Raw genomic sequence first — 19,859 nt, 5'->3', positions numbered from 1 at the left:
TATACCCAACAATGTCGAATACGTATCACATAGGAGGCGGAGAATAATGGCTAATGATATTCTTAAAGTGAAAATTCATATCCCACCTCTAGGTAAGCAGATTCTAGTGCGCACAAAAATCTTTGCACAATTAGAACAGGATGTAGCAGATTCGCAAGGCTTTACGCGTAAGCTGACGCTCGTATCTGCCCCTGCTGGTTTTGGAAAGACAACCGTAGTTCGAAGCTGGATAGCTGGTCGTGAGCAACAGACTGCATGGTATGCTATTGATGATGCTGATAATGCTCGAGAGCAGTTTTGGTTGTACCTATTATCCGCAATCCAGACTATTAATAAATCTGTCGGAGCAGCTACGATGGAAATGCTACGCTCCATGGATATTTCCTCTGAAGCTCCATCATCACTACTAACGCCTGTTTTAAACGACCTGTTTTCTTTAGAAACACCGTTTTTTTTAGTGCTAGACGATTATCACTTGATTAACAATCGTCAAATCCATGATGATTTGATATTTTTCATAGAAAATGCAGGGCCTGCACTGCATGTTATAGTTACGACTAGATCTGATCCCCCTTGGCCGCTGTCAAAGCTACGGGCTAAGGGCATGATGAATGAACTGCGCCTTGAGGATTTAAAGTTTAGCAAAGATGAAATGAAGCAATTACTTTTTCAAATAAATAGCTTTGAGCTACCAGAAAATCAGTTGGAAACCCTTTATAATAAAACAGAGGGCTGGGTTACAGGCATACAGCTTGCTGCTCTCTCGATTGCTAGTAGCTCAGATACCAATAAATTCATCAACGACTTCGCTGGTAGCGACCGGTTTGTTTTACACTTTTTAAGTGAAGAGGTGCTATCTGGGCAAGCGCCAGTAATTCAGGATTTCTTACTTAAGACTTCGATTTTAAACCGTTTATGTGCACCACTATGTGATGCTGTAACAGGCCGAAATGATAGTTCGGAGATACTCGCTGACTTAGAACGCAATAACCTTTTTATTATTGCATTAGACAATCAAGGGTACTGGTATCGTTATCACCATCTATTTAGCGATCTGTTGTCACATCGCTTGAAGGCAATTTCAACTGATACAATCAAGCAATTGCATACCATGGCTTGTAACTGGTACGTAGCAGCTGGCGCTTATCGCGAGGCTCTGCACCACGCTTTTGCCAGTGACAACAAAGACAAAGTTGCAGAAATACTACATGATTATGATACAACCATACTGCAGGAGGAGGGTACTACCCTTCTGATTCGTTATCTTAATAGCCTTCCGCTAAATTTACTGCAGAAATACCAACGTCTTATAGCCTACAAGGCTTTTTATCATATAGCACGGGAAGGTAGTCAAGAAGCTGAAAAATACCTAGCTATCGCACGTACTCTGTCCTATAAAGACGCTGCAAAACAACAGGAGTATCTTGGAATCCAGGCAGTTATCAATGCTTTCCACAGTATTAATACGCAAAATATCTTAAATACAAAAAAATATGCCGAAGAAGCTCTGCGCTATTTACCTCCTGGCAACCACTTTTGGCGGAACAGTGTAACTATTATATCAGGTGATGCTATGCTGTTTTCTGGAAGGCCCAATGAAGCCTATCCGTTCTATCTAGAGGCACACCAGAATAACCAAAGGTGCAATCAGCACTACTTCCTAATATCTTCAGGTATAAAGCTGGCCATTAATCTCCAGTATTTAGGTGAGCTTGCTGAGTCAGAGGCATTTATTCAAAGCTTGCTAATGTTTGTAAAGGAAAAGGGCTTAGGGAATTTAGGTAAGGTCGGTATACTTTGGGCTTTACTCGGGGATATTCTCCGTGAAAAAGGGGATTATGTAGAGGCTGAACGCTGTATAGAGCGTGGTCTGTATTTAAGCAGGGTAAGCAAGCCGTATCTTAGCTGGAACTTACTCTACCGTATTGCCTTAGCTTATTCACAGGGCAAAAACAACCAAGCAATGGCGGCGATTCGACAGATTGAAGCTTTAAATAACGAATTTCAATTGCCTACATTTATCATAACTGTCGCAACCGCCTGGAAAGCTCGAATACTAATTGAGCGTGCTGACATTACACAAGCACGTAACCTATTATCTGAGCTTGGCGTTAAAGAAGATGTCCCAGTCAAGGGCGGTCAGGAGCAGGTTTATCTTGTACTTGTACGGCTTCTATTAGCCGAGGATAATAAAGACTTAGGGTTAGTGCGTACAATATTAGATGATATCCAGCGGTTAGCCAATTCAGGGGAACAAAGGCAGATTTTAATAGAAACGCTTATTTTAAAAGCTTCATTGGAGAAAAAGGCAGGAAACTTAGCATCTGCCGATAACTTAATACAGAATGCTAAGAATATTGGGACGGCTAAGTTTAACCCATCTGCTGAGAACAAACCACATAGCGAGAATAAGACATCCTATCCAAGCTTGATAGAAGACCTTAGCCCCCGCGAGCTAGAAATAGTAGAACTGATAAGCCAAGGACTGTCAAATCAAGATATTGCTAATAAACTATTTATTTCCTTAGGCACTGTCAAATGGCACACTAGTAATATCTATGGGAAGCTGGGAGTCAGGGGTCGGACGCACGCAGTGGCCGCAGCTCGTAAATTAAAGCTTATACGTTAACTTTTCGTTAAAGCATCGTACGTCTAACAAACGATTGCCTCATATAACTTTCATCGAGGCAATCGTTTTTATCTTTTAATATACTGATACGCCCGATCGACAACAATAACTAGTTCAAATGGCAGCTTGTAATCTATCATTTTTGCTACCTCTACATTTAAGTTGATTTGGGGTGCACTTTGGTATGTTTGCTCTAAATTCCGAGGCAGCTCACCTTCAAGGCACTTGATAATAGTATCAGCGCCAAATCTACCAATATTGGTGTAGTCCATTACTGATACAGTAATAAGAGCTCCGTGCTCTACTTCAATGCTACCCATTTGCGAGAACACCGGTACCTTATATTCATAGAAGGGATGTAATAGCACTGGAAGTCTGTCGCTTTCAATCGATGCAATACTTAGGTAAAATGCATCAACCTTACCTGCTAGCTCTTCATAAGCCTTACTTACCTGCTCGTAATATGTTGGGAACTCATCTGCCTGTAGTGGCTCTGTTACATGCTTACTTATAATATTAAAGCCTTTTTCCTCTGCAAGTGCCTCTAGTTCGTCAATTGCCGAATAAACCCTAGCAGCTGGAGAATCTTCATATACTATGCCCAAGGTTTCAAATTCAAAAATATCGTAGAACGCCTTTACTTGTCGTTCAAAGCGGTGCTCATCCATATGAGCCCACAAATAATCCTGTCCTGAGTCTTCCACTGAGTCAATAATCCCAGAGCGTACAGCATTTGACGCTGCAAACACAAGGGTATTCGTGTTATGTTCAGTCGTACTTAATAGATGTCCAGCAGCTGCACCCATAGTAATTAGTAAGTCTAAATCCCGTGTATTTTGCACACGTTCAATTATATTCTCTCTATCGGAATCATTCTCCCGGAGATTATAGAAGGCTGTATCAACAAAGCTCAGCTTAGTGCTGACATCATTGCTTGATAGCCACTTCCATATTTCACTACTGTTATTAGTGGCTAATACCCTGGCTAACCCTTCATCTAAACCCTCAGTCGATAATAAATCAAGCCACCCCTGTTCATTAAGACCGCGAATAATAGCTACTAAAGTTTCTGGGTAGGCAGAAAAAGTTTCACTCTCAACATAGCCTAATCGCCATCTATCGTCGTCAGTTGTAACTAGATGTATTTCGTTTCCAATATTAGTTGCCGTTAACTCATTTGCTAGTATTGAAGGGAGACTACTAGCTAAGAGAGCCAGCCCATATATAAATACACCAACAACAATAATCTTGGCTAGCATTGTCAGCTTGTTTATATATTTACGTTTAATCGTAGTTCCTTCTATTACATTATTATTCATACACTACACCCCAGTTATTCTTTAGGCTTAGTAATAGGCTGAGCAAATAAAATCCGTACCCCTTCTGGCGTTCGTTCTTGTGAAAACCCAAGATAGCTTTGTTCTAATAGCATACTTTGAACTTCGAAGTCTTCAATTGCAACTTTTCTAACCGTTGACATGTTCAATATGGTAGGTTCATGCATATCCCGACATACTACATAGCGCGTCCAATCATTATACATTTTCGTTACTTTAACAATATTTAGCCCAAGGGATGTGACTGTTTGTACGCTGGGATAGTTCCAGGGCGAGACTGTAGAGAATAGATATCTCTTGTTTCCACGCTTTATGGCTCTTTCTACTAAAATCCCCGCTAACCTCCGTTGCAATTTATGTCCCCGTGTACGTTCATGAACTAAAGACATCTCAAGCTGCTCGACCTGCTGTTGTTGCTTCTTATCAAAGCCGACTTCCTTAGACATATTAAAGTCTTCTAAATCAAATTGTAAAGCACATGCTGCTAGTAATTGATTATCGACTAGGAAACCAACGCATTCGCCATGCCCCGAAAGTATAAATAGCAATTCTTCTTTAGTAAACGGAACACTAAGTTCTGCTATTTCTAAATTACTCAAAATTTCTTCCTGTAAATCTAGTAATGCTGTAACGTCACTAGTATTTAATAAGCGAATGCAATATGCCTTCTCATCTGTTCCCTCTAGCTTGATTATTCCCTGTTCCAATAGTTCAGTAGTATCTTCATTGTTATTGTGGTGGTGCGACCGTTGATTCATGGGATCCTCCAGTAGTTTTTTTGTTTTCGTTCCAAACGAAAACTAATATTAAAGCAAGCATTGTAATAGCTATGATACCAATACCCGTTCGCATTCCAATGGAAACTGCAGCACCAAAAATAATCGGGCCTGCCATTCTACTTGTGTTTACCATAAAGCTAAACCAAGCTACACTTTGATTTATTTGCATATCGCGTATTCCTTTAGACTGTAGGAAGTACGTCGTCTTCATCGACAGACCAAAGCTTTCTGCAATACCTAGTAAGGCAACTGTCACAAAGGCCGCTGCAATTGTTCCCCATAGTACATAGACGGTTAATGCTATCAATACTATAACCATTGACGCAATAATTCCATTAACATTGCCAAATTTATTATTCACATAACGAGTTAGTAATGGCCCTAAGTATATAATCATCAAACCGTTTAATAGAAAACCACGACTAATGTCACTTTGTGATAGTTCATTAGCAGAGGCAAACAACGGGAAGTAATAATCTAAGAATGCCCCACCTATAAAGAAAGGTATAAATAAACAGGCTAAGAACAATACAGCTTTTTTATCTGTAACAAAATCCCGCATTTTTTTGAAGACCGATTCAGTTGCTGGATCTTGTTGTTTAATTTCAAAACTTCTCATAAAGAGCTGAACAAACACGAACGGAATTGCAGCTGCTAGTGCCGCTATTGTAAATACCATTTCGTACCCAATACGGTCAGCTAACATCCCACCAATGACAAGGCCACAGTTTAGTCCAGCTATTGCTCCTGCTGCATATGCGGCAATTGCAGAATTAGTGTTAGGCATAGAGACTACTAAACTACGGGTAGTCATTAATATATATCCTAAACCAAGTCCCGCTATTGCTCGGGAAATAATAAAAATTATTGCACTCGTACTGTTAGCAGACAGGAAATTCCCGATGATTAAAAACAACACACCTAAGTAAAATACACTTCTCCAGCCATTACGACTAATAAGCCAGCTAGATAGGATAATTGCTAGCATTCCGCCAAGCATCTCTGCAGATAATGGTAATCCCAGCGTTACATCCTTAGGTAAACCTGCAATTGGTTCGTATATATGGCGCATGTATATTGGTATAAAAGTAAACGGTAGAAATGCACTAAAGTTGATAAAAAACGCTAACGACCTTGACATTCCATGGCTTATTTCTGTGGTTACAGCTTTGTCCTTAATTTTTTCTCTTGCTAGTAAAACTATCACTAGCAAAGTCATCTCTACCATGAAAAATACTGAAATAACTGTAACCGTTCCCATATCAAGTAGAATTCTGTTTAACTGCTGCTTGATGTAGCTTCCTGAAATTGTTACATTAACTGCTCCACGAACCTCTTCTACAGTTTCTATCTGTGGAAGGCTATCTCGAATAGTAGCTAGATAGTTATCGAATCCTGTAATATCCTCCAACGTAAGCCCTTTATCGAGAATATTCTCTAAGTTATTCGTTGCAATATACTGGACAAAATCACTACTTGTTTGTGCCATATCTTCATAGGCTTCCTGGAACAATTTATAGTTTGCCCCACTGTATGTTATTAAGGCAACACCAAGTAATGTAAGAAAGACTAATAGCATGCGTTTTTTATTGAGCTTTTCTGCACCGCTAATCCAGTTTGTACGAAAGAAAATCACTGTTAGGATAAGCATAATCACACTTACAATCACAACAAGAATAAGCCCCAGTTGCATGCTAACCTCACTGTCCCACTGAACGAATTGTTCCCTTGGAAAAATCATTAGCAAACTGGCTGCCAGTTGTTGTGTGTGGTCATTGATGCCAACAAATAAATATGCTTGTTCCTGATAAAATATAAAACTACGATTTTCTCCAATTGAACTTTCCTGAAAAGTTGCTGTTTTTGTTAGGTCGGCTGCTATAATTCCATCTCTTACAAACCCATTTTTGTCATAAAGAATCCTGCCCTGGGGTGAAACAATATATACTTCCTCAGCCTCTGGAACAATCTCTTGCAATGCCCTCAGTGTATCGTTCATGCCATAGTAATTATCAATTGGCTTACCATAAACAAGGGCATATTCAATACTACGTACGAATTCTTGTCCAGGCACTGCATACGTATTAGCTAATGCATTATTATAATTATCTGTAAAAGTCATGTAATTGGCAAAGCCAGCAAAAGACATTACCACTATCAATACGCATACTACAAGAAATAGAGCTTTACTACGTGCGTAAATAGAATCCATATTCTCCGAAGTCACTGCTGACCACCACTTTCCCTTGCTTCGTTACCTCGTCTTTAGTTGCTAGAATTATATGTTTCATTGACACTTCTCTACCTTCAGCGGCAGCAAGAAATGCGGCATTAACTGCAATGTTTTTAATGTTACCTCCCGCAAGCTCAAATTGCTTTGCTAGGAACGAAAAATCTACATCATGAGCCACTGGTGTCTTGCCAGGGAAAATTCCGCGCCAAATCAGTTCGCGGGATTTCTCATCAGGAAACGGGAAATGCAGAACATACTGTATTCTACGTAAAAAAGCATTATCAATGTTTGTAATATAATTCGTTGCCAGTACACTAACTCCTGCAAATTCCTCGATCTTTTGTAACAGATAGGAAGTTTCAATGTTTGCATAGCGGTCATGGGAGTCTTTAACTTCTGTTCTTTTACCTAGGATAGCATCACATTCATCAAAAAACAGAATGGCGTTACTCTTCTGCGCTTCATTAAAGACCTCTTGGAGGTTCTTCTCTGTTTCTCCGATATACTTAGATATGATTTGGGATAAGTCTATCTTATACATTTCTAAGCCTAGTTCTTGGGCTATTACCTGGGCTGCCATAGTTTTACCTGTGCCTGGTGGACCAGCAAATAACATACTTAACCCTTTGCCGTAGGGCAGTTTTTCTTCGTATCCCCACTCATCAAGCACTACATGTCTGTACTTAACATGGTTGCATGCGTTCGTTAGTGTTCTTTTTTGATCAGTTGGAAGAATCAAATCTTCCATTTCATATTTCGCCAATACTAATGATGCTAGTGTTGCTAGCTTGTGATTAATTTGTTTATAACATGATTTATACAGTGTGTCTCTAGTGATATAAGTATCCCCTTGCCAACGGGCTGTTGCCCTTGCATCGTTCAAAGCGTTAATAATTTGTCCAGGGGTAAGTTGGAATTTATTTGCTAGCTCATTAATTGTAATCTCTACAGCCAGATTATCAGCCTCTGAAAATGATTGCCACAGTATGCTGCGTTCCTTTCTGTCTGGAATATCGAGCTCAAAATCAATCCAATAGTAACTACTATTATAAGGTTTATCGTGCCATTTGCTTTCTGATAATATAATCAAAGTTTCTACATCTAACTTAAATTCTTTAAGCAATTCTGTAATGAAGGAAGTTGTTTTAAGCTCAAGCTCAGTTCTTACTTCGTCAAAGTCTGTCAAACATAATAATGCATCATGCAATAAGGTTTCCCGTGTTACCTTTTTTATTTGAATGCTGTTAAGCTTACCATTGTCTTGAAGAAACATGCTAGTCTTAGTAAAAACGACCGACTTATGCATTTGTTTAGCCATTGTTTTAACCTGCAGCTGTTTACCGCTACCAGTAGGTCCAAATATAAAACAAACCGTAGGTTGTTGCTGGTGTTCCAGAATCCGTAGTAGCTGATGTTGTTTATCTTGTTGAGTTAGCAAATCTGGTATGGCATCTCCTGGATAATATAGTTGCCAATCATATTCTTTGTTTGTAGATATATCGTTAATATCCATGATAAATTCACGCAGACGCTGATCAAGCTGCATTGTACAATTTAAGATATTGTGATTTTGTTGTTGTTCTATGTATATGTACCGATATAAAGTTCGCTCCATGGTATGCAAAAGCTTCACTTTATCAATGTTATGATTGTTTGGATAATAAATTTTTATTGCTAAATCAGCAGTAGGATTTCTACGTGTAATATCATCTTGTAGGTAAGCAAATATTTTCTCGTATTTCTTGTCTATATGGGGAAGTAAGCTAAGCACAACGCAAAATTGCTCAAACTCATTAAGCTTTAACATGTGGCTCATGTACAAAAGTGGCAAAAAAACCCCCTCTTTAATAGTCTTTCTAGCCCTATATGCTAAATAAGCCTCTATTAATTCCTGGGTTTTATGAAATTCCATTAAAGACTGTTTGTCTACTGTTGAGGCTTCTAATGGGGTATTAAATTCATCAAGAATTTGCAGCATTTCTTCCCGCCCTACAACCAAGCCTTTGTATTTATCTAGCTTGTTTGAACTCATATGCTGGATATCCATAACCTTTTCCATATAGAAAGAAATAAGGTAATCAGCGTAATGAACCCAATCCTCAATATATGCTAGGTTATTATTATAGAGTTGTTCGTGCAATCGCCTGTCTACTATTTTTGCTATAATCTTTCCCATATCTCTTCTCCTAAGGTACCATGATTTTCTGCTGGCCTGGCTGGTTAATTTGAATAACCCCTGCCCAATTACACATGAGCTTAGAGTTATGATTTAGCGCAGGCTTGTTCCCTACTAATACCGTTGGTGAGCCTGGTGCCCAGGGTGCACTTATCACTGGTATACAGGGCTGCGGAGTTAATACACCTAGCGCAGCTGCTGTGGCTGCCGCTACCTGTGGATTAGCCATCGATGTGCACATGCCAAAGGGTAGGATATTTACCATCGGTTTATTATCCATAATATTAGCTATCGGTTGTGTCGTCATGACTTTACTAATGGGTGGTACTTGCAATGATGCTGGCGCTGTACCAAATGAACACTGACACATGGCTCCGCCACATACAATTATCGCCAAAACTACTCACCTTCCGCTGTAATTATTATTTCTGATTTACGTCCTGGCTGGAGTTTAACTTGTTGTTTTTGATATGATTCATCTATATATATATAAAGCTCTACTTCCTCTTGGATAAAAGTCTTTGGTAAAGGTAGTAAAACTACACCTTGTTCATCAGTCAATAATGACCAAGCAGGGTACAACAAGGTACCAATTTCTAAAGGTGACGCTAACGGTTTCTCTATTGTATAACGTCCTTCCTTTGAAACGTAATCGATAATTTTTACTACCTCTATTTGATTATCGCCCCTATGGATTAACCATTGTTTGCCCACAAGGGCATGCCCTTGGTTACTATATATAGGTAGGTGTGTTTCATCTGCTGCAGTATCCTCTATAGCACGTGCACATACACTATGGCTAAGCAAAGCTACTAAAATCTCTTTACCTACTTCAATCGGTTTGTGTTGTTGGTCTCTAAGCTTTAGCTCGATACGTGTTGTATCTTGAATTAGTTTACTATCTGATCTGTGCTGCAAATGAATAGGGAGGACAGGGGGTGCCTGTTCTCCTACATTTACTTTTCTTGTTACTTTCATATAAGAATCCGCTTCAATAACAAATGTATAGTCTGTCGACTCGAGATTAGTAAACACATAGTAACCATCTTTTTTGTTAACGTAAGGTCTTAATGGTATATCTGCTATTTGTATAGACGCGTGTGTTACTGGATAACCAGTATAGCTATCTAGTATATAGAACACAACTGAAGCTTTATGAGAAACCTGACAGCGTTGAACCTGGGCGTTAATGGACATAAAATCACCTTGTCTTGTAATGTTTTTAAGTTCTCTTTCACTTACTTACTCTGTATATCAACTTTAAAGTCGACTACTGGTTTAGTATCGCGAATTATATCAGACTCTAGATATACAGGTCCTACAGAGTAGTACAAAGACAATTGATATGGTTGATTAAAGATGGACCATATTTTCGCTTTGTCGTCCATACTCATTTGTATTGCTGAAATTTCAATATGTGGGTTTCCCTTAAGTTTACTAAAGTCATGAAAAACCTGCATAGCCCGCCCCAAAATCCTTTGTTCATCGATGGCACGGTTAGCTAACTCAGTTTTTGAATATACGGTTAGCATGTAATAGAGCATTAATGGAATTGGTGGATCCTTCTGTACCCCTGGGCTGATGTTAAGCATACGTTGTGTTCCCATATTTTTCTTTTCTTCGATGTTATACATGTGTAGTCCTAAAATATAGTTGCCAGCTTCATAAGGAGGGCATAGTCCAATAAGCTCTTCCTTAGCTACAGGCTCCGGTGTTAAATTCTTCCTTAACAATTCTACTAAAGAGCGGCTTACATCCGCTATTACTTCGTAACTATCCATGATAATGCTCCACCTACTCTCAATATCTAAATGTTACCTCATCCGTGCATAGATGACACCATCTCTTGTTTCAGAAGTCATCCTGTATGCATCTAAGAGTACTTGCAACGGTATATAGGTTTGCCCATTTTTACTTTCCATAGGATGCTGCAAACGTACACGTCGATTATTAACGTATATCACATCCTGATTGAGGGAGTACTCTATAAGCATTGAATATCGTGGATCTTGTGCAATAATTCGTTGTTGTTCGGCTTGCCAAGTGACTTTTGCACCTAGTAATTCTAAAATTTGTCTGCTAGCTATATATACTGTATCGTTACGGTATATTAATGGCTCACGCACGTTTATATTAAAATCTGTAAATACAATGGAATACGGACTGACAGGTGGTAGAGTAATAGTAGGTCTACTCTCTCCTAAGCCTTTATCGGCGGCCCGTTCCTCTATCCTGTCAGCAGTAGTTAATAAGGCGTCTGCTGCTCCTGAGTTGCCAAGCTTCTCATATTGGTCTGCTTTATCCTGTAATTGCTTTAGCACCGCTGCTAGTTCCTTATCCTTTTGCTGCTCGCTCATAATTTCCTCAGGTATAATAGCTAACAAGTCAACGAGATCAGCAGCAACTATTCCTGCCATGCGCATTTCGTCATTTTGTAGTGCATCTTTCAAATCACTTTTCAAATCATCTAGCTGCTGTAAACTTTGTAACGCTTTGCCGTCTATTTGGTTCTCTAGTCCTGCCATTTGTAGTAAGACACCGTCTAATTCTGAACGCAGACGGCTTTTATCTATATCTGTTGTAGCAGACTGTAATTGCTCTTCTAGATTACTTTTTTGATCTAATAGATTTTTATAATTTGCTGCAGCTTGATTTTGTTCAGCTTCCACTAATGCTTTCAGAGAATCTAGCTGGGCTTTAATCTTTTCTAATGCTTCTAAATCACCTATTTCTGCAGCTCTATAATACTGCTCCTGTATATCATCTTCTAGTTTTTGGAGTCGCTCTAATTCAGCAGTTTGCTTAGCGATTTCTGGCGAATTTGCTGCCTTAGCTTTTGCTAGATCCTGTGCTAGACTTTGGGTACTTTCCTGGATTGTCGAAGTTAAGCCCGCTTTCATATCATCGTCAATCCCCGCAGTCCCAGTCGGTATGGACGCTAGCTCATCTTCAAGGTTACGCAGGTGTTTAAGCATATCTTCTATAAGTCCAGCATGTAAACCTGGGTCTGTACGAAATTTTTTATACTCTAGCAAATCATCAATTTCCTGTAATTTTCTTTGCAAATCTGAAGCCCGTTGATTGCGGAGTCGATTCAATACTGCTTCCGATTCCCCATTATCCTTAGCTGCCTTATACTCGTCCCCTGCATCTGTAGTTAATAACTCTAATGTAGCACCTACCATATCCATAGCTTGCTCAATTAACTCTAGTTCCAATTTCCTGTCTAGGATTCTATTATTAAGTATGCTGTCTATACCTTGCATTTTCAAAAGAGTATCATAGCCACCAGGGTAATCCCCAGCTTGAACTTGTGTAGCTAGTTGTTCAGCTAATTGTTGATAAATTTTTTCTAATGCTGTGGTTGGTTCACCGCGGTCAGCATCTATCTCTGCCTCACTAAAAGACTGCCGCAGTTCGTCAATTGTGGAGCCATAGCGACTAATCAATTCACCATCCTCAAGCATAATTGCTATCTCTAGCTCATCATATAGTCTTTCTAGCATAGCCTCATATATCTTTGTATCTCTAATAGCCCTTGTAATCTTTTTTTCTTCAGCAGCAATATTTAATAGACGGTCTGGCGCCTGCTTATCATTTATTAAATATTGTATAAAGCCATCAAAATGGTCTAATATTTGTCTAAGCGCATCTATCTCAGTATCTTCGATTGGCGCAAATACTCTATCTATACTATCAATTTTCTCTTTAGTCTGTTCAATTTGGCGTTGTAAATCCCTATCCTCATCATCACTATCGGCAGCTGTTTCTTCTAATGCTTGTAGTTTACCCTCTTGTACCTCTTTTTCAATTTTTAGCATTGCTAGTTCAGGCAGATTCTTAGGGTCTTCCATCGATTCTATGTCTTGAACACTAACAGCTCTCCCAGTCGCTAGCTCTATCGTAATTCCGTCACTCTTCGTCCAATGGGTTAAGATAAGTGAGTCTATCAATTCATTGCTTACGGCTTTACTTGTGGATATACTAATATCCGTAACACTTTCTGCATTAGTTATGTCGTACCATACACCTTGATTCAGGTCTGATTTATAGTATACTCTATCCTGAACTACACCATCTTCCCTTGTCTTCATATCATCTGCGCTTTTTATGGCGATTTCTAATATTTCTTGATTAAGGGCTTGTAAAGCAATCAGATGGGTGCCAATTATTAATGTCCCGTCGGGAATCTCACTGGCAGATGGACGTGCACTTGCGTCAACACGTAGTGTTTGGCTATAACCTAAGCCTACAATAAGCACTACGATTGCTAACCACATAAACAGTTTGTATTTTGACTCTTTTTTTCGTGAACGCCTCATGGTCTCCATCCTCCCATTACTCTGATAACTCTACTAATATACCTGCATTATTCTCTACCACTTGTAAGCCTAGCTCTGTTACAAAGCTGCCATTAGAATATAAACGAACCTTCAATTTCTCAGGCTCTGAGAACGTACTAGGTAAGTGGCCAATAGGGGCACCTGCATTAGTGCGTTCACTACCAATTTGGATTCCATCACGGTCTCCATAATGTAATGAATATTCATCCCATACTATATCCTGATGGATGCCCATTTCAAAGATGGCTCTATATTGATTCTCCATTGAAACCTGCCAAGTGCCAATAGCTATATCTATTGCTTCTGGTAATGTATCCTCTGTCGCTTCTTGAAGCAGCAATGGTCCCGTTACACCAAAGCCATCTAATTGTGCTATATAACGTAGCTCATCATCCTTATAGAATTTCACGTATAACATACTGCTCTCTTCTAGGCTTAACGGTAAGTGACTAATGGTTTCACTAACTACTGTTCTGTCTCCGATTTGGACGTGGTTGGCAGTGTATAATTCATAGTCAGTAACACCTAATGTATCAGGAACTTGTACCCCAAAGGTAAACTTGTAGTCTGTTAACAATGTCTCAATGTACCAACTAGCTATCTCTCCACTTTCGCTTATCCAAGAATCACCATCTGCTAATGATGTTGCCTGGAAATCACCACTTAAAACATCTAAGTAACCACTGGAAAACATATTAAACATTGCAATTGTCTTGCCATATTCTAAGAGCGCTTCATAGCTTCCATCCTGTTGTTCGTAGAAATTCATCTTCTCTGAATGCAGTTCTTGGAATGTCACTAAACCTAACTTATTATCTCGAAGACTTATTTCATAGTTGCGCTCCGCACGTGCTAAGTTGCGTATTGCGTCCTCATTGACAGCTTCCATCTGCTTAAGTGTGAAATAGGTGTCTTTAACCTGTTGGATTAAATTCTCACGAATATCGTTTTCCATATCAATTGCTTGGTCCCTTTCGACAAGGGCATTAAATAAAGCGTACTTCTCATCGTCAAAATAACGTTCGGCAACAGTCCCTAGCTTGAACCATTCCTTAGGAATCCTAATTGTAATAAACAAAATCCGAAACCTAAATGAACCACTCCAGGGTGCCTCAATTCGATTAAGTGCAGGCTCATAGTAGGAATTGATAAACACATCGTAGTTAATGCGCCTGTCTAACCGCTCTGCCTGCCTACCAATCTGACTTTGCACATATTGGGTCATCGGCCTTACTGTGCTACCCCAACGGTTATTATATAAATCTATCAGTTCAACAACTCTTGCCTGGGCAATTTTCCGCTCTTGAGTAGCCTCAAGTAAGCTGTAATCATACTTAATTGCATGGTCAATGATATCATCTAACTGGCTTCTATCTAGATTTACTGACGGTACATAGTCAGGAAAGGTCGTATTAACGGTAGTTCTTAGTTGTGTAAGCTTATTTATTTTATCAATGCTTTTCTCTAAATCTTGAATAGCTTTTTTCAGTGTAGTTTGATGTCCTTCTAATGCTCCCTCAAGATACTCCACATCTCTGATATCTGCCAAGCCTATGCGTTGTTGCCTCCGTAGTCGCTCTAATGCCTCCTGTGTTTCATATATATAATCCCAGGTACGATTAACTGTATACTGTGCTAACAGCACATCATAATATGCTAGTTGGGCGTCATGCTTTGATACGATTGTTTCATATTGTTCTTTGTGCCTAAGCATGTGTAGCTCCGAGTTAATCTCAGGTAATTTCATAAGTAACTCGATTGCCCGCGGTAATGTATTCTTTTGCGGAAGGTTTATACTCATCAGTAGGGTAAACCACGGAAAGCGCTCTCGTCTTTGTGCTATCCTAACTGCTTCAATTGCTTCCCGACGCTCAATAGTTTTCTTAATTCGATTAATTCTAGTATCCCTTAAACCGCTATTATTTCTGGTAGTATGGTGTATTGTCTCCTCCATAGATAGCTGGTGAGTAGTACGATTGGCCATGACAATGGTAGGACTAACTAAGCTTATAACTAAGCTTAATATAATTAGCCATTTTAAAGTTATGATGAGTGTCTTTTTAGTTTTATGGCTATTACCAATCATTTAAAGCCCTCCCATTTCAAAATAGAGAATATCTCCTTGAGGATTCAATGCATAGTAGCGAACAAAAATATCACTGTGTAATATATATTTCACACTATATAACGATTCAAGATTGACTGGTAAGCGAAGCCGCTCTAACACGACCCTTTTCTCATCATCTATAAGGTAGTAAAATTCAAATTCATTTTCGCCATAATAATCCTTTAATCTTTCAATTGACATTCCTATAGGTCCACCTAAAAAGTCCTGTCCGCCAAGGAATAAAATTTTATGGACCTCAGGATCTCTATCTATTGGGTTCTCAAAGGCAAACATCATTGTAAGGTCGTGATACTCTAGCAAGTAGTGGAAATCAAAAAATTGCACACGGCTTTCATTACCAAACTCTTCTCTGACGATGTCTATTGGAGCATCAATATAGCGGAAGTAATCAATCTCACCCTGATAGAAATGACCGACATAGACGTCCTGCCCTTTCCAGTTATAGAGCTTGCCTTCACCATGGTAACGACCTTCACTAAACTCACCTTCATATACTATACGACCAGATTCTTGGTCGTATAGTCGACCAAAGCCCTCATGACGTCCCTTACGAAATTGCCCTTCGTAGCTGACTGTTTTAAGCTCTGGATTATAGATAGTTCCCGTGCCATTATATAGTCCATCTAGGAAAAAACCGTGGTAGAGCAGTGAACCATCTGCTGTGTATTCCTTGCCTTCCCCCTCTAAGTGCCCAGCACGGAAATTTCCTGTAAGCCGCACATTGCCGTTATCATGATACAACTGTCCTTCGCCATGGAACAAACCATCTTGAAACTGACCTTCGTACAGTAAATTACCATTTTCGAACAACTGCCCTTCGCCATGGTAGGCATTTGCTTTAAAGTCTCCACGGTAAATTACTGAGCCATCTGCAGCAAAACGCTCTCCTTTGCCTTCATATAGCTCATTAACAAAGTCACCTCGATACACTAGATGTCCATCTGGATGATAGAGACTCCCCTTACCATTGATTCTACCATCATCTAAGTCTCCTACGTATAATAGATTTGCATATGTGTCTAGTACTTTAGCCTTGCCAGAGTAGACATAAAACCGCTCTGTATTAATAGTCAATTCTGGCACCCAAAACCGTCCCTCCGCCCATGGATAAAGAAATCTATGGAATACAAAGAGAAAAGCTAATACTCCGACGAGGGCCATTAATATAACTTTCTTCGCAATGTATGTCCGCCCAGCTTTTACATAGTCTGCTTTCGCCTGTGGACGTAGGGAAAACATTGATCTTACTTTTCCCATGACATCCCGGAAAAGCTTTTTTCCCATTTTATCAACATTGGTTACGTTTTTAAATTTGGCTCTCACTAAATTTACATGTTTTCTGATATAGCCGCCGATACTTTTCTCAAATAGGTTTAGCATGTTTCATCACCTTCTAGAAGTATTCCAATATGCCTTCATGGTTATCTGCGGATTGCTGATTATATTTCTCACATAGGAATAGATAAGTCTTCGCTAGCTGATCGTTACGGTCGGCACGAATTACACGGATAAACTGCTTCCGAGCCTCGATAAAGTCTCCTGCCTGGTATAGACGTACTCCCAGTTCTAGCATATCCCTAGTCATTCGTTTGCTATTTCTAACATCTGGAGCATAGCTATCTAGGAACTCATACAATTCGATGCTTTTTGAACTGTTCTTATCCTGGACTTTGCCTATATAGCGATAACTATACGTTTCACTTTTGTCTAGTAATGTAAATGTTGATGCCGCTACTAATAGGTTTGCTCCAGTTTTTGCACTTATTGTTTCTAAAGCATAGGTATTGGTTAGTTCATCGGATATAACTGTAGTCGCCATTCGCTCCTCATGGCCTACTATACCTAAGAGCACAGGCCCTGTATTGATTGAGATTCCTACTTGGATATGTTGTTTATGCTGTTCATTGTATAAATTGATTTCTTCCATTATCCGTAATCCTGCAAGTAAAGCATCTTCAGCTTTATTCTTAAACAAAGAAATTGCTCCCGCTCCTTCAAAGCGTTCTACTACTCCATTATTCTCGCTCACTGTTTTAACAATAATTTCTAGTACTTGATTTACGAATTGGTAGTTCTCCTGCTTATCCATAAGCTTAGTCTGTTCTTCGATATTACGGAGATTAACAAACATCATAGTCATATCTGCCGTTACTTGTTCCCCAAGCTTGACATCTAAGATGCTCTTCTTCCCTAAGAGTTTGAATATTTCTTCTGGAACAAATTTCACATAAGCTTTGTTTAGCTGGGTGATTTCTTTGATATGGTCTTGGATATGGTCGGACATACGGTTAAAGGCTTGCCCAATGTCTCTAAATTCATCCTTTGTCCTGATATCTACCTTAGTATCCCATTGACCAGAAGCAACTTCTGCTACACTTGTTTTCAAAATCGATAAGGCCCTTAATGAGTACTTCAGCATAATTAGGTATGCTAAAGCGATTGTCAAGGCAATCCCTACCATCAATAAGGTTAATTGTCTTGCAGCAGCATTGATATCTTCATCAATTTGCCCTGCATCCATTCCATGCTCTAATATTCCAACAATATTGCCCTTACTATCTTTAATTGTTGTCATTGCAAACATCCACTCACCTAAACTATCCATAGTAGTTTCTGGCGTTGTTTTATCGTGCGCTAAAGTATCATAGTAAGATTGCGCCGTTTTAGCATCAAAGATATATTCAATTGGCGTATAGCTTTGGAAGCTATTTGATACCGCCACATAAATTTGCCCGTTCTCTATCAAATAGGTAATGTAGTAGATAACACCGTCGCCGACGTTAACCTGTCGTACAATTTCCATAAAATCTTCGCCAAAATCTTCTGCTGGCATGTTGATACTTGTAAATAGGTCACCATCCATAAGTTTAGCTGTTTTCTCTACTACTGTTGTTAGCTTTTCATATTCAGCATCAATTGTGGCTTGCTTAGCTTCATTTGTTAAATATAGAATTAGCGCAAACATGACAATAAGAAAAATAGGTACAAAAATCATAATTTGTTTAGCTACTAATCCAAGCTTACCTCTGAATATGTTGACCGAAATTACAATTAAAAAACTAGCAATAATGATTCCTAAAAACCAAACACCATAAGTAAAGAAAGCATTTATAGCACTTATCTGCACCCTATCTATCATTGTACCTGTCTGATTAGGGTAATAGGTCGCCAGTGCATTACCATCCAATCCGAAATGGGTATGGCCTGATAATTGACCACTAGAAAATTTCTTAATATTTCTTAAATCTCCTAATTCCACACTACCAGTTCCATCAATTTTTTCCGACAGTTGAAATACTGGCCCAGCTGTTAGGGTGTGGGGATTGATTTTTACAATATATTCGTTATAGACATCTGTGAAATAGACAAATCCTTCTTCATCGCTAGATATAGTGTGTGGAATTACGCGCTCGTTGCCATTATAGGATGTATTCACCTTCTCAACACTATAATCAGCACTACTAATCCGATATATGTCTGCATGTCTATTTAATAGATATATTTCTTCCCTAGCTGTAATGATAATTTCACGTAGTAAATTACTGTCTAAGCGAAGAATCTTTTCCTTTTCTACCCTTAAATTATTTGTTCCTAAGTCCAAGCTATATAGTGCAATTTCATTAAAATTTTCTTGGTCAAATACATATAGCTTGTTATTAAAATATTGTAATTGGATTAGTCGCCCACTACTAGCAGAGAACGGGTTATCCATTTTCTTTTCTTCTGTATGAACTATTTCAAAAATCTCCCTAGGGTTACTACCATCTGCATCAAATTTCCTTATCCACTCCCGTTCAATAATACGGTCTTTTTTACCTGCTACTACTACCGTTAGATAAATTTGGTCTTTTTCATCTACTACAATTTTCGTGTAAAACTGCTGCTTACCATCAAATTGCGTTGGGAGTTTCTTTTTGAATAGCTGCTCACCTGTGTTCGATACCTTATACAAATATGTGTTTTTTTGATTGTAATCCAGGTAGTAATAATTACCACGACTATCTACATAGAAGTCAATAACATGATTTATTGCTTGTAAATCAGTTATTACAAGACCCTGTTTACCTGATAGCTGAATATCAATTTGATCTTTAATAAACCAAGATAGAGAAAAACTCAATAATACACTCATTATTACAGCTGCTATTATGCTTTTCTTTTTCAAGATGATTCACCCCGTTCGCAATTGCTGACATATTAGGCAGCATCAGTTATAATTATTAATAAATACTAG

12 protein-coding genes are annotated in these 19,859 nt (G+C 38.9%); 1 reads left to right on the top strand and 11 read right to left on the bottom strand.

Annotation, left to right across the window (positions count from 1 at the left end; genetic code table 11):
* Positions 1-46: 46 nt before the first annotated feature.
* Complete coding sequence (locus BHF68_RS08290) at positions 47-2,629, top strand: winged helix-turn-helix domain-containing protein (RefSeq protein ID WP_069643179.1); 2,583 nt, start codon at positions 47-49, stop codon at positions 2,627-2,629.
* A 68-nt stretch (positions 2,630-2,697) separates the two neighbouring features.
* Here BHF68_RS08290 and BHF68_RS08285 read toward each other — a convergent pair whose 3' ends face one another.
* The 11 genes from BHF68_RS08285 to BHF68_RS08235 are packed head-to-tail and all read right to left on the bottom strand — an operon-like array spanning position 2,698 to position 19,790.
* Complete coding sequence (locus BHF68_RS08285) at positions 2,698-3,948, bottom strand: ABC transporter substrate binding protein (protein WP_069643178.1); 1,251 nt, start codon at positions 3,946-3,948, stop codon at positions 2,698-2,700.
* A gap of 14 nt (positions 3,949-3,962) precedes the next feature.
* Complete coding sequence (locus BHF68_RS08280; RefSeq protein ID WP_069643177.1) at positions 3,963-4,724, bottom strand: GNAT family N-acetyltransferase; 762 nt, start codon at positions 4,722-4,724, stop codon at positions 3,963-3,965.
* The gene (locus tag BHF68_RS08275) at positions 4,696-6,972 is read right to left on the bottom strand and encodes an MFS transporter (protein ID WP_069643176.1); all 2,277 of its coding nucleotides are present in this window, start codon (positions 6,970-6,972) and stop codon (positions 4,696-4,698) included. Before BHF68_RS08275 ends, BHF68_RS08280 begins: the two co-directional genes overlap by 29 nt.
* Positions 6,935-9,154, bottom strand: coding sequence for an ATP-binding protein (locus BHF68_RS08270; RefSeq protein ID WP_084019303.1), 2,220 nt, complete (start codon positions 9,152-9,154; stop codon positions 6,935-6,937). Before BHF68_RS08270 ends, BHF68_RS08275 begins: the two co-directional genes overlap by 38 nt.
* A gap of 10 nt (positions 9,155-9,164) precedes the next feature.
* Positions 9,165-9,551, bottom strand: coding sequence for a DUF4280 domain-containing protein (locus tag BHF68_RS08265; RefSeq protein ID WP_069643175.1), 387 nt, complete (start codon positions 9,549-9,551; stop codon positions 9,165-9,167).
* Positions 9,552-9,553: 2 nt separating this feature from the next.
* A complete protein-coding gene (locus BHF68_RS08260) occupies positions 9,554-10,351 on the bottom strand; it encodes a carboxypeptidase-like regulatory domain-containing protein (RefSeq protein WP_069643174.1) in 798 nt (265 codons plus the stop codon).
* Positions 10,352-10,392: 41 nt separating this feature from the next.
* Complete coding sequence (locus tag BHF68_RS08255; protein WP_069643173.1) at positions 10,393-10,935, bottom strand: Pvc16 family protein; 543 nt, start codon at positions 10,933-10,935, stop codon at positions 10,393-10,395.
* Between the two features lie 33 nt (positions 10,936-10,968).
* Positions 10,969-13,476, bottom strand: coding sequence for a stalk domain-containing protein (locus BHF68_RS08250; RefSeq protein ID WP_069643172.1), 2,508 nt, complete (start codon positions 13,474-13,476; stop codon positions 10,969-10,971).
* 16 nt (positions 13,477-13,492) lie between these two features.
* Positions 13,493-15,583, bottom strand: coding sequence for a TolC family protein (locus BHF68_RS08245; protein WP_069643171.1), 2,091 nt, complete (start codon positions 15,581-15,583; stop codon positions 13,493-13,495).
* The gene (locus tag BHF68_RS08240) at positions 15,584-17,005 is read right to left on the bottom strand and encodes an MORN repeat-containing protein (protein ID WP_069643170.1); all 1,422 of its coding nucleotides are present in this window, start codon (positions 17,003-17,005) and stop codon (positions 15,584-15,586) included.
* A 13-nt stretch (positions 17,006-17,018) separates the two neighbouring features.
* The gene (locus BHF68_RS08235) at positions 17,019-19,790 is read right to left on the bottom strand and encodes an adenylate/guanylate cyclase domain-containing protein (RefSeq protein WP_069643169.1); all 2,772 of its coding nucleotides are present in this window, start codon (positions 19,788-19,790) and stop codon (positions 17,019-17,021) included.
* Positions 19,791-19,859: the final 69 nt, after the last annotated feature.

The organism is Desulfuribacillus alkaliarsenatis (assembly GCF_001730225.1).
In the GTDB taxonomy this organism is placed as follows: Bacteria; Bacillota; Bacilli; order Desulfuribacillales; family Desulfuribacillaceae; genus Desulfuribacillus; species Desulfuribacillus alkaliarsenatis.
The sequence above is the reverse complement of the archived record's forward strand: the minus strand, read 5'-3'. Positions and strand labels throughout refer to the sequence as shown.

Coding starts and splice junctions, on each gene's coding strand:
- BHF68_RS08250 (WP_069643172.1), bottom strand. CDS start 13,476: ATGAGGCGTTCACGAAAAAAAGAGTCAAAATACAAACTGTTTATGTGG.
- BHF68_RS08260 (WP_069643174.1), bottom strand. CDS start 10,351: ATGTCCATTAACGCCCAGGTTCAACGCTGTCAGGTTTCTCATAAAGCT.
- BHF68_RS08285 (WP_069643178.1), bottom strand. CDS start 3,948: ATGAATAATAATGTAATAGAAGGAACTACGATTAAACGTAAATATATA.
- BHF68_RS08245 (WP_069643171.1), bottom strand. CDS start 15,583: ATGATTGGTAATAGCCATAAAACTAAAAAGACACTCATCATAACTTTA.
- BHF68_RS08240 (WP_069643170.1), bottom strand. CDS start 17,005: ATGCTAAACCTATTTGAGAAAAGTATCGGCGGCTATATCAGAAAACAT.
- BHF68_RS08290 (WP_069643179.1), top strand. CDS start 47: ATGGCTAATGATATTCTTAAAGTGAAAATTCATATCCCACCTCTAGGT.
- BHF68_RS08255 (WP_069643173.1), bottom strand. CDS start 10,935: ATGGATAGTTACGAAGTAATAGCGGATGTAAGCCGCTCTTTAGTAGAA.
- BHF68_RS08280 (WP_069643177.1), bottom strand. CDS start 4,724: ATGAATCAACGGTCGCACCACCACAATAACAATGAAGATACTACTGAA.
- BHF68_RS08270 (WP_084019303.1), bottom strand. CDS start 9,154: ATGGGAAAGATTATAGCAAAAATAGTAGACAGGCGATTGCACGAACAA.